Origin of the sequence: Paenibacillus artemisiicola (genome assembly GCF_017652985.1) — a bacterium.
In the GTDB taxonomy this organism is placed as follows: domain Bacteria; phylum Bacillota; class Bacilli; order Paenibacillales; family Paenibacillaceae; genus Paenibacillus_Z; species Paenibacillus_Z artemisiicola.
Genome location: NZ_JAGGDJ010000001.1, coordinates 484,970 through 496,391 on the forward strand (window position 1 = coordinate 484,970; position 11,422 = coordinate 496,391).

Here is an 11,422-nt window from a genome sequence, read left to right on the forward strand (position 1 = left end):
CAAAGAGCCCGCGACCGGAAGGACGCAGGGCTCTTTTCCGTTGTCGCCGGGAGGCCGGCGCGACCGATCTCTCCGCTAAGCGCAAGTTCAAACCGCCGGTGATGGCGCCTTAGGAGCTCGTCAAATTTCCCTCGTTCTGAATGATCGGATGCACGCGCACGTCGACCTGCAGCCGGGGCAAATAGTCGGTGCGCCAATGCTTGAGGCGATCCCGGGGGATGAGATTGCGGAATTCCTGGCCGATGCCCAGAATGTCCGATTTGCTCTTGCGCAGCTTCGCGAACATCCGCTGAACGCGTTCGGCCGTCTGCCGTTCGAGCTCCTTTCCGATGAGCGCCGCCGATGAGTCGCCTTTCTTCTCCAGCACCGACACCCGGATCGTCATGTCGAGGATCACGCCGGGCTGGCCGTTGACGAACGTGCCCTTCATGCGAACGGTGTCCTGCAGGATCAGGACGCTGGCGCTGTTCATGACCTCGATGCGGCCTTGGGCGCTTTCTTCGTTGAACATATTGGCGAGCAGCGTCTCGTCCGGGTCGATGCGGCCGACCATTTTGCCGCTGCATAAGATGGCGGAGCCGTCATAGTCGAACGTGCCGCTCTCGCCGCTTTTGAAGATGGGAATCGCCACGTCGCGCGTGTACGAGTGGATGCTGCGGTACACCTCCCATACGCGCGTCAAGGCCATCTGCGGGTTCCATCCCGCGTTCTTCTCGATGCTGTCGTAGATGGCCGTCGCCGTCGGCTTGAACGAATTCACCATGAACGCGAACAGGGACTCGAGCGGTTCGTCGCTGATGACGAGCAGCGCCTTGGCCGATATGTGGTCGTTGCGCATAAAGTTGTCAATGCTCTCCTTCATGCCCGCTTCCGCGTAGCTTCGCTCCATGATGATCACTTTGACCTCGGGCAAGTCGACGTCGCTCGTCATCTTGGCGCTGATCGCATCCACCGCCTCCGTAATCGTATGCCCGTAATCCGACACGACTTTGAGCTGGAGCCCGTCCTTGACCGGATCGGGGAATTGCAAATACACATGGTAGAGACCTGCTTGCTTCGCAATGCCCATGCAGACGGGCAGCGCCCGATGATTGATGTCCCGGGTATCCCAGCAGCCCGTCAACAGGCCGAGAAAGAGCAGCGGGACGGCGACGGCCGGCAGGAGACGCGGCGCGACCGGCTTCATGCGTGCACCTTCGCCCGGAATCGGAGCCCGAGCAGCAAGGTCGAGAGCGGCAGCAGGATCAGGACGTAGAACCGGAGATACGCGTTCCAGGCGAAAATAGTTTGTACGGTGCGCCAATCCGGAATGCAGAGGCACGAGACGAACGCGGCCGCCAGCAGCGTAAGCAAAATATAGACCGGCTTGAAGGCGGGAAACCAGCGGTGCACGATCCGAACCGGCTGCCAGAGCGACACGGCGACGTAGAGCATCGTGAAATTCGCGAGGCCGAACAAGAAGAAGATCGTCACCTTGTCGAAGACCAGCCAGCTGTAATAGATCGAATCCAGCGCGACGGAATACGGGAAATCGAACGTCGACGACGTGGCTTGGCCGAACGTCAGGAGGGGAATGTACACCGCGAAAAAAAAGAACGGGAACAGCAGGGCGGACGCCAAGTAAATCCGGCTTTTCCTGAACGTCGAATGGGGCTTCACGAAGCCCAGGAACGAAAAGCCGGCGGCGACCGGGTGCAGGCTTTGCCAATAATGCATGTCGGAGACGAAGGAGAAATCGTTCCGGAGCGGGAATATGTACCGCCAGTCGACGTTCTGAAACGACACCGCGAAGATGAACAGGATGACCGGCAGGCAGAAGAAGCTTAACAGGATGCCGGTCCGCAGCAGCGTTTCCAATCCCTTGGACGCGATATACCCGGAGACGGCCAAAAAGAGCGCCGCCAGCGCCCAGATCGGGGTCTTCGACAAAAAGACGACGATGACGACTTCGGCCAGAATCCGCACGACCAATACGACGGTGACGGACAAGTAGAGGGCCAGCGGCACCAGAATCAGGAAAGCTACGGGTTTGCCCGCGCGGAAGAATAGACCGATGATGTCGTTGTCTCCCGAATAGCCGAGCCCTTTCATATAGACCGCGATCGCCAGCAGATGGATCCCGTAATTCAAGAGGATCTCCACCCAATGGCCTTCGCCCGCGCTGACGATGACGTCGCGGGGATACAGAAAGAAAATCAGGCCCAGATGGATGAGGATATACAACACGAAGATTTGCCAGCTTCTATCCATGATCGTTTGCATTCCTTGTTTTATACAGACTGACGTAAGGGACTCCGTACGTCGTCAAGCTCGCCAAGTAGGCGCACACCAAAGCCAAGCCTTCCAGGATGCCCATCACGCCGAACAGCGCGGCCAGCACGACGATCATATACTTGGCGCTGCGCAGCGCGATCGTTTGCGGCAGCCCGACGATGGTCGAATTCGCGATCGTGACCGCCGCCAGAATGATGATGAGAATGTTGCTGACCAGCTTGGCCTGCACCACCGCCTGGCCCAGGATGATGCCGCCGACCATCGTGATCGTCGGTCCGATGCGCTGCGGCAAGCGGGCGCTGGCTTCGATGATGAGCTCGAGAATGATGAGCATCAGCACGATCTCGAGAAAGACCGGGTACGGGATGCCTTCCCGGGATTGCGCGATGGATACGGCCAACTCGATGCGAAGCACCTCGGGGTTCACGGAGACGAGCGCGACGTACAGCGCCGGCAGGATCAGCGTGGCCATGACGCCGACGAATCGCACGCTGCGCATGAACACCATGAGCGGCACGGTCATGTTCCGGTCGCTCTCCAGAAAGAACGCGTCGAGGATCAGTCCGGGAAGCACGAACGCGATCGGGAACTGGTCCAGCAGCAGGACGGCTCTTCCTTCCCGCAAGTAACGGGCCGTCTCCTCCGGAAGCTCGGTTTGGGTGAAATTCGATAGCGTTCGCCACGCGTTGAAGCCCATGTACCTCGCCAGCCCTTGCAAGTTGCGAACGCAGCGGTTCCGGTTGGATTCGATTTGATGCTTGATCTTGGCGATGAAGGCCGGATCGGCCTTGCCGTCGTAATAGAGCAGCGACAGCGACGTCGTCTCTTCGCTTCCGATGACGTACGTATGGACCCGCAGCTTCTCCGATTGCACCTGCTTGCGAAGAATGCCGATATTGGCGTGCGAATCTTCGATGAACGCGTTAAACGAGCCGTGCAGCACGTTCTCGGTCGTCGGCTGATCGACCTGACGGTCCAGCTTCTTCAGAACCGGATCCGCGATGACGCATGCGGAGTCCTCTTCGAAGCAGATGAGCAGCTTGCCCTTCAGGATGGCGCCGATCGCTTCGCCTTCGTCCGCGAGATCGGGCTTGACGTCCCCGAGCGAGGCTTTGAGCCGGTCCAGGCTCATTCGGGCGAGGGAGGCGGATTCGCAGTGCTGCTGCAGCCCGATTTTCGTGCTCGGCACGTCGATGAGGGACTTGAATCCGATGAGCATGGCGGGAGCATCCGACAAATAGGCGGGAATCGCGAAAAAGTCATTGTCGTGCTCGAACGTCTTGCTTAGCCGTTGCACCAGGCTTGTCATGATCCGTTCCTCCCGGCTGGATGAATATCCCTTATCTTCGCCAATGCGCCAGGGGAATATGCAAGGCCGGGTCGACCGGGAAGGGGGGCTGCGAAGCGGGAAGGGGAACGGAACCGTACGATTCGACGTTGCCACGCATGAAAAGTTGTGCTATTTTGATAATGATAATCAATATCAATTACATACGTAGGAGGAAATCAGGTTGTACAGATCCAAATTATTGCCGCTCATGGTTTTGCTTTCGTTCGGTATGGCGCTGCTTCTGGGCGCATGCGGGAAAACGCCCGAGGTCGCGAATCAAGGGAATTCGGCCAAGGGGAACGGGAACGCCGTGAATGCCGGCAACGAGCAGGCGAACAACGCCGCTTCGAATACGGCTTCGGATCCCGCCCAAAACACCGCCTCTGGCGATGCGGATACGATGACGTTCCATGCGGGCAACGGCGACGTCCAAGTGCCCAAGAACCCGAAGCGGATCGTCGACTTGACCGATTTCTACACCGGGTACTTCCTTGCCCTCGGCGCGAAGCCGGTCGGCATCGGAGACGGCGCGATGAACAATCCGTATTTCGGCGGGATGCTGGACGGCGTTGCCGACATCGGCAGCGATGCGTCTCCGGAGAAGATACTCGGGCTCAAGCCCGATCTGATCGTAACGTACGCCGGAACGGAAAACATCGAGCAGCTCGAGCGGATCGCGCCTGTCGTGGCGATCGAATACGGGAAGAAAAACGACAAGGATCAGATGCTAGATTTCGGCAAGCTGACCGGTAAGGAGACCGAAGCCAAGCAGTGGGTCGAGCAATGGGAGAAGAAGATCGCCGAGCTGAAGCCGCGAATTCAGGATGCCGTCGGCGGCAAAACCGTATCCATCCTCAATCCGTACGCGAAGGGGCTGTACGTCTTCGGGCATAATTACGGCCGCGGCGGCGAAATCATCTACGGGGAATTCGGCTTGAAGGCGCCGGCGGAAGCGCAGAAGGCCGCCATCGACAGCGGAACGGGCTGGGCTTCGATCTCGCTCGAGAAGCTGCCGGAGTTCGCCGGCGACATCATCTTCACCTGCCCGTGGTCGGGGGATACGAGCGATCCCAAGATCGTCTACGACAGTCCGATCTGGCAAGGTCTGCCCGCCGTGAAAGCAGGGCATGTGTTCCAACTGAACCCGAAAGCCGATACATACAACGACCCGGTATCGCTGGACGCGCAGTTGGACTTTATCGCGAACAGCCTGCTGTCCGCGAAATCGTAAACGTCGGAAGATTCGCGGCGCGCTTCGCGCGAACGAAGGCGATCGGCCGCCGCCGCACAGGCAATGATTTTTATTCCTACGAAATCAACCATCCACGTCCGGTAGGGGGAACGTTTTGTCATGTTCACGAACAAGCCCGCGATTGTTTATTTGATCTTCATCATGATCGCCGTATTGCTTAGCGGCTGCGGCGGCGCGAATACCGCGAATTCGTCCACGGCGCGCGAGCAAGCGGACCAGACGGCGGCGGAAACGGAAGCTGCGCATGCCGGGACGGAGAAGCCCGCGGCCGACAAACCCGCGGCGGCGGCGCGTACCGTGACCGACGCCATGGGACGCGAGGTCGCGGTTCCGGAGCACCCGAGCCGGATCATCGCGCATTATTTCGCCTCCGAAGCCGCCGCGCTCGGCCTGCCGCTAGTCGGCACGAACTTCATCAATGCCGCCGAAGTTCTGACCCCGGAGCAGCTGCGGGGCGTCGAAGACATCGGCGGGGAAGGCGGCGCCGTCAACCTCGAGAAGGCGCTGGCCCTCAAGCCGGATATCATCCTCGTGCCGAACTTCTTGGAAGCCGCCGATCTCGACGCGTTGTCGAAGATCGCGCCCGTCTTCGCGATCGATTACGGCAGCGACGTCTTCGCCAAGCTGCGCGCGATCGGCGGCATTACGGGCGCATCCGAACGGTCCGAGGCCTGGATCGCGGCTTATGAAGCCAAGGCCAAGGCAAAGCGGGACGAGCTGAAGTCCGTCATCCAACCGGGCGAGACCGCCGCGGCGTATATTATGTACCAGGATAAACAGCTGTACCTGTACGGCCCCAAATGGCTGGGCCAAACGATGAACCGCGCGCTCGGGTTCGCCATACCGCCGAAGGTCACGGCGCTGTTCGACCGGAAGCCGGACTCGCTCTGGGAGACGATTTCCCTGGAAGTGCTGCCGGAATACGCGGCGGACAACATGTTCCTGCTCGTGCCGGGCGACAACGCGGACGCGAAGAAGGCGGCGGAGGAGCTCGTCGACGGGCCGATCTGGAAGAGCCTTCCCGCCGTGAAGAACGGCAAAGCGCACGTCGTGGACGGCAAGTGGGGCTTTACCGATCCGATGACGCTCGACTGGCTGTTGGACGAGATGACGAACGTCCTCGAGGAGAAGGAATGATCGGAAATGATTCGGCGCCGCATCCGCGGCGCTTTTTTTACGCGCCGCTCAAGAGGCCGACGGCTTGTCCGCCCGGTTCATCCGGCTACGCACGCTGCCGATCGTCCACAGCAGGAGCGGAATCCCGAACAAGAACACCGGGTAGGCGACGGTCTTCCAGAAGTGCGGGAAATTCACCTGGGACTCGTCGACGTTGCGCGGGAACAGGGCGACGGCCAGGACGAGCGCGGCGACGATCCCGAGCAGGCGGCGCCGTTTCTTGATCCGGAACAGCTGCGCCGTCCCGTGGCTCGTGATGAACAGGTAGAGACCGAGCTTGACGAAGACCGTGAAGCTCATGCCGACGACCAGGAAGATATCGAGATTCTGCACGAATTCCATGACGGAGATGTACTGGCTGAGCGAGTAGACGGGATATTGCAGCTTGGCCGGGACGCTGCTGCCGAGCATCATGATCGTATCCATCACCGTGTTCAACAGCACGAGCGCAGCGAGCCCTACGCCCCACAAGCCGGAGGCGACCGTCTTCCGTTTATTGCCGACGAACGCGATCAGCATCACGATCATGACCGATTCGCACATGAAGGAGGCCGCGGGCGTGATACCGGATAACACCGGCATCAGTCCTCCGGCGGGCATAAGCGGCAGCAGGCGGTCCACGTGGAGATCCTTCAGGGAAAGGAGGCGGAACAAAATGACGTTGAAGACGATGATGGGACCGATGACTTCGCTGCACCGCCCGACGATCTGGATGCCGCCGTCTACCGCATAGACAATGACGAGCAGCATGAGCAAGAGGATGACCCATAACGGCGTCTTGTCGAACAAGGCCATGTGCACGAAATCGCCGTATTCGCGCAGCACGATGCCGGTGACGGCGATCCATAACAGCAGATAGGCGAAGACGACCGTTTTGCCGAGCCACCTGCCGATGATTTTCGGTACGTATTCGACGAACGTGTCGTTCGGATAGAGCAGACTCAGCTTGGCCGCGACGAAGGTAGCGAGCAGGGCCGCGCCCCCCGCCAGCAGGGCGGCTAGCGGCGAGCCTTGACGGGCGGCTTGGAACGTCGGGGAGATCACGAGCATGACCGTCATCCCGGACTCCATCGAAAACAACAGCCAAAACAATTGATAATTCGTCAGCTTCATCTCGAGCTCCTTACGGTTTATTCGGAGGAGGCCCTTGCAATCCGATGCGCCGAATCTTGACGCGCGAATGAACCGTTACCTTCGCGTTCGAGAACGCCTGCTCCCACTTCGCGTCCAGCCGTGCCCACGCCTCGGGATGCTGACGGTTCACGGCTTGCCCGAAGTGGAACACGTCGACGCCCAGCTCCTTTTGCGCTTTCCGGATGACGGCAGCTTGGTCCTCTTCGACGCGGCGGTTCAATTCGGCTTCGAAGGCGCGCAGCACCTCGGGTTTGCGGAGGTCCGAGTCCGGAAGACTTTCCAGAATGACGCCGCTGCCCTTCAAGTCGACGTCGATGTCGACCCGATCGTCATGGACCGCGGTGCGGATGTCGCTGCCCAGCCGAGTGATGTTCGTATTGAACGCGCCTTGTCCGATCGGCGCGCTTGCCGTAATCGGGATGCGCTCCGTTTCGCCCGTGATCCATAACCGATAGGCGGATTCCATCCGATTCAGATAGCCGGCCAGCCCCTGTTTTCGGTTCAGCACGGCCCTGCCGTAGATTTGCATCGTTTTTTTGCGCAGCTTCGCATCGTAGACGACTTCGACGGCAGGCAGGGTCGGTCCGCTGCCCGGGACGTTCTCCTCGATCAGAATCTCCAGGAGCGAATTGCCGGTCTTCTTGCCGATGATATGGCGGATCTTGGACAGCGCGATCGCGGGCATATTCTCGAGCGGATAGGATACCTGCATGAAGTCGAGCGCGGTTCCGCCCTTCACGACCCAAATATCGGATTTGAGCCGGCTGTCGGGATCCCGGGTGACCGAGTCCATGAGATCGGCGATCCCGGACTTCGCCATCTTCTCGCCGAAGTAGATATTATTGCGATGTCCGCGGGTGATTCTTCGGGACAGCTTCAGCTGCTGGTCCAGGAGGCATTCGGACACCGTTTTGCCGGTGCCCGTCTCGACCAAGTAGGACGGCTTGTTACCGCCTCCGGCATCCCCGGACTGCTTCGGAAGCATGAATTGCCCGATGAGCAGCAGCGATCCGTCGTCCAACCGGTCGACGCCGGATCCGAGCTCGAACAAGCGGTCGTTCAGTTCGCGGCGATCCCAGCATCCCGTCAGCGGAAGCAGCAGAAGGAGCGCCGCCAGCCAGCCGAATCGTAAACGTCGCATATTACCTCCTAAGGGGCTTGCCGCGGAGGATCGCCTTGAACGAATTCAGCTTCACCCTGGGCGCCCGAATGAGCACGTCTTTGATTTGGTCCGGCCGGAACGGGGCGATGGGGGACAGATAGGGAACGCCGAACGATTCCAATCGGGCCATGTGGACCAAGATGACGAGCGTGCCCACGGCGATGCCGTACAGCCCGAGCGCCCCGGAAACGATGAGCAGCGGAAACCGAAGGATCCGGAACGGGATGCTCATGTTGTACCGCGGGATGGCGAAGGACGCGATGCCGGTAATCGAGACGATGATGACCATCGGCGCGGACACGATGCCCGCCTTGACCGCGGCTTCCCCGATGACGAGGGCGCCGACAATGCTGACGGCGGAGCCGACGGCTTTGGGGAGGCGGACGCCTGCTTCGCGCAAGCCCTCGAACAGGAATTCCATCAGCAGCGCTTCGATGACGCCGGGAAACGGCACGCCTTCGCGCGCGGAAGTAATGTTCGGCAGGAAATTCGTCGGCAGCAGCTGCGGATGGAACGTCGTCACGGCTACGTACAGGGAAGGCAAGTATAAGGACACGACGAACAGGATGTACCGGGTCCAGCGCACGAGCGTCGCGTACATAAACCGTTCATAGTAATCCTCGGCCGCTTGAAAGGCCGTCCAGAACGTAATCGGCAAAATCAAGACTTGCGGCGCCCCGTCGGTCAAGATCGCGATCTTGCCTTCCATCAGATTCGCCGCCACGATATCCGGGCGTTCCGTGTTGATGGTCTGCGGGAAGGGGCTGAACGATTGGTCCTCGATGAATTCTTCGATATAGCCGGTTTCCAGCACGGCTTCCGTCCGCACGCCGTCCAAGCGCCGCATGACGAGCTCGAGCAGCTCCGGACGGACTTGTCCTTCCACGTACGCGATCACGACGTTCGTCTTGGTCATCGTGCCGAGCTTGATCGGTTTCAGCTTGAGCTGCGGCGTTTGGATCCGTCTGCGGATCAGGCTCGTATTGACTTGAAGCGTCTCGGTGAAGCTCTCCCGCGGGCCGCGAATGGCCATCTCGCTGGCCGGCTCGTCGACGGCGCGGTGCTCCCAGCCGGACGAATCGAGCAGGAGCGCTTCGTTCTCCCCTTGGACGAACACGGCCAGATGCGCCTGCAGGATCGATTCGGTAATTTCCCGCAGGCTGCTCTCGCCGCGGATCGGCCGCACGACGGAGAAATGCTCCTTCACGGTCGGATAATCGACCGCTTGCTTGGCGCCGGAATGCGCCTTCTCCAAGACCCAGGATTGAAAGAGCGGCGATTGGAAGACGTTCTTGTCGATCAGGCCGTCAACATAGACCATCAGCATGGTGCAAGCTTCCGAGAGCTCGACCCGTTGATAGACGATATCGTAGCAATGCGCGAAGAGCTGCCGCAGCAGCGCCTCGTTCTCGTCCAAGCCGGCGCCGATCGTTTCCCGGGGATAGACGACGGGATTCCGCGAAGCGCGCATGTCCGCACGACCCCCTTAACATTTTCCATATTATCCTTCCCTGCGCCAAATTTATGCAACGCGCATCGCCGCCCGTCCCGCGGCTTCGGCGACGTATATTTCCGGGAGATCGAAGTCATGATACATGCGAATAAGCGGTACGATAACGGATGGCAAAGGAGAAGGAAGCATGGGAAAACTCGACGGAAAAGCAGCGCTCATTACGGGGGGCAGCAGCGGCATCGGATTGACGACCGCCAAATTGTTCATCGCGGAAGGCGCGAAGGTCGCGATCACGGGCCGGAACCAAGCGACGCTGAGCGCGGCGGCGGCGGAGCTCGGCCCGAGCGCCCTCGCGGTTCAGGCGGAGGCGGCCGATCCCGCCGGCATGGCGCAGGCGGTGGCCAAAACCGTGGAAACGTTCGGCCGCTTGGACATCGTCTACGCGAATGCCGGCATCTCGTCGGCAACCCCGCTCGAGGGCACGGAGGTGTCGGTCTTCGAGAACGTGCTCCGGATCAACGTGACCGGGAGCTTCGTCACGGTGCAGGCGGCGCTGCCGCATCTGAAGGAAGGCGCTTCGGTCATCTTGACCGGCTCCACGCGCGCGACGGACGGCACGCCGACGCGCGCCGCCTACGCGGCGAGCAAAGGCGCCATCAGCAGCATGGCGCGCGTGTTCGTCGCCGAGCTGTCGCCGCGGGGCATCCGCGTGAACACGGTGGTGCCGGGGGCGACGCGCACCCCGATCTGGAACAAGTCGACGGCCGAAGAGACCGCCCGGCTGGAAGCCGCTCAGGCGCGCACGATTCCGCTGAACCGGATGGGCGATCCGGACGAAATCGCGCATGCCGTCCTGTTCCTGGCGTCCGACGATTCCTCCTTCGTTCAAGGCGCGGAGATCACCGTCGACGGAGGAGCCCGTTCCGCGCCGCTCGGAGCTCCCGTTTATCGGCAATGAACGGCTCGTAAAAAACGGCTATAATCGTTCTTTCGCTTGCCGCCGAGAGGCCCAGCATGCGTTAATATAGATGTCGGCCGACGAAATCTTCGCGAAAGGAGATGGTCCCATTGATCACGCATACGGAGGTGATTTCCGCCTAACGGCGGAAGTCGCCATCAGGAGGGAGGCCATGCGGCCTCCCTTTTATTGCATCGCCTAGTCGACGGATGGATCCGTTTTCATTTATAGTAAGCATAGGCGCGCGTTTGCGCGCGACAAGGCATGAATCCATATGACGACGAGAGGGGGAAGGGAACGTGAACAACTTGTTTTCCGGCGGAGGAACGACGGGCGAAACGATGAAGGAGGTTTACGTTGACCTACAAAAACGGAAAAGATGTGCTTCCCCCTAATTTATTGGAGGAGCTTCAGCGCTATATTCAAGGCGAACTGCTGTATATCCCGAAGCCGGACAACGAGCGCGCGGCATGGGGAGAGAAGAGCGGCTCGCGCGTGCTGATCGCGCGGCGCAACGAGGAAATCTACCGGTGCTACAGGGACGGCAGCACCGTGCGCGAACTTGAACGGCGGTATCACTTGTCCGGCGAAAGCATTCGCAAAATCATCTCCGCGATGCGATAGCTCGTCGCGAGATAGGCGCAGAACGGCAGCCCGAGACGGGCTGCCGTTTTTTTGCATGC

10 protein-coding genes are annotated in these 11,422 nt (G+C 60.3%); 4 read left to right on the forward strand and 6 right to left on the reverse strand.

Annotation, left to right across the window (positions count from 1 at the left end; genetic code table 11):
* Positions 1–109 precede the first annotated feature (109 nt).
* Genes I8J29_RS02140 through I8J29_RS02150 form a run of 3 tightly spaced genes read right to left on the reverse strand, consistent with a single transcriptional unit; the run spans position 110 to position 3,583 of the window.
* On the reverse strand, positions 110–1,186 hold the full coding sequence (locus I8J29_RS02140) for a Ger(x)C family spore germination protein (RefSeq protein WP_208845929.1): 1,077 nt from the start codon (positions 1,184–1,186) through the stop codon (positions 110–112).
* Entirely contained in the window at positions 1,183–2,250 is a 1,068-nt protein-coding gene (locus tag I8J29_RS02145) for a GerAB/ArcD/ProY family transporter (protein WP_208845930.1), read from the reverse strand. Before I8J29_RS02145 ends, I8J29_RS02140 begins: the two co-directional genes overlap by 4 nt.
* Positions 2,243–3,583: a spore germination protein gene (locus I8J29_RS02150; RefSeq protein WP_208845931.1), complete on the reverse strand. Its 1,341-nt coding sequence runs from the start codon at positions 3,581–3,583 to the stop codon at positions 2,243–2,245. Before I8J29_RS02150 ends, I8J29_RS02145 begins: the two co-directional genes overlap by 8 nt.
* A 202-nt stretch (positions 3,584–3,785) precedes the next feature.
* Between I8J29_RS02150 and I8J29_RS02155 the strand changes: the two genes are divergently transcribed.
* Positions 3,786–4,835: an iron-hydroxamate ABC transporter substrate-binding protein gene (locus tag I8J29_RS02155; RefSeq protein WP_240545821.1), complete on the forward strand. Its 1,050-nt coding sequence runs from the start codon at positions 3,786–3,788 to the stop codon at positions 4,833–4,835.
* A 120-nt stretch (positions 4,836–4,955) separates the two neighbouring features.
* Entirely contained in the window at positions 4,956–5,993 is a 1,038-nt protein-coding gene (locus tag I8J29_RS02160) for an ABC transporter substrate-binding protein (RefSeq protein WP_208845932.1), read from the forward strand.
* A 48-nt stretch (positions 5,994–6,041) separates the two neighbouring features.
* Here the strand turns inward: I8J29_RS02160 and I8J29_RS02165 are convergent, their stop codons facing one another.
* Genes I8J29_RS02165 through I8J29_RS02175 form a run of 3 tightly spaced genes read right to left on the reverse strand, consistent with a single transcriptional unit; the run spans position 6,042 to position 9,799 of the window.
* Positions 6,042–7,145 (reverse strand): GerAB/ArcD/ProY family transporter, encoded by a 1,104-nt coding sequence (locus I8J29_RS02165; protein ID WP_208845933.1) that lies wholly within the window; start codon positions 7,143–7,145, stop codon positions 6,042–6,044.
* Positions 7,146–7,155: 10 nt separating this feature from the next.
* The gene (locus tag I8J29_RS02170) at positions 7,156–8,307 is read right to left on the reverse strand and encodes a Ger(x)C family spore germination protein (protein ID WP_208845934.1); all 1,152 of its coding nucleotides are present in this window, start codon (positions 8,305–8,307) and stop codon (positions 7,156–7,158) included.
* A 1-nt stretch (position 8,308) separates the two neighbouring features.
* Entirely contained in the window at positions 8,309–9,799 is a 1,491-nt protein-coding gene (locus tag I8J29_RS02175; protein ID WP_208845935.1) for a spore germination protein, read from the reverse strand.
* Positions 9,800–9,968: 169 nt separating this feature from the next.
* Here I8J29_RS02175 and I8J29_RS02180 point away from each other — a divergent pair, with 169 nt between their 5' ends.
* Together I8J29_RS02180 and I8J29_RS02185 are read left to right on the forward strand one after the other, a co-directional pair.
* Entirely contained in the window at positions 9,969–10,739 is a 771-nt protein-coding gene (locus I8J29_RS02180; protein ID WP_208845936.1) for a glucose 1-dehydrogenase, read from the forward strand.
* 357 nt (positions 10,740–11,096) lie between these two features.
* Positions 11,097–11,363 (forward strand): CD3324 family protein, encoded by a 267-nt coding sequence (locus tag I8J29_RS02185; protein ID WP_090636816.1) that lies wholly within the window; start codon positions 11,097–11,099, stop codon positions 11,361–11,363.
* Positions 11,364–11,422 lie beyond the last annotated feature (59 nt).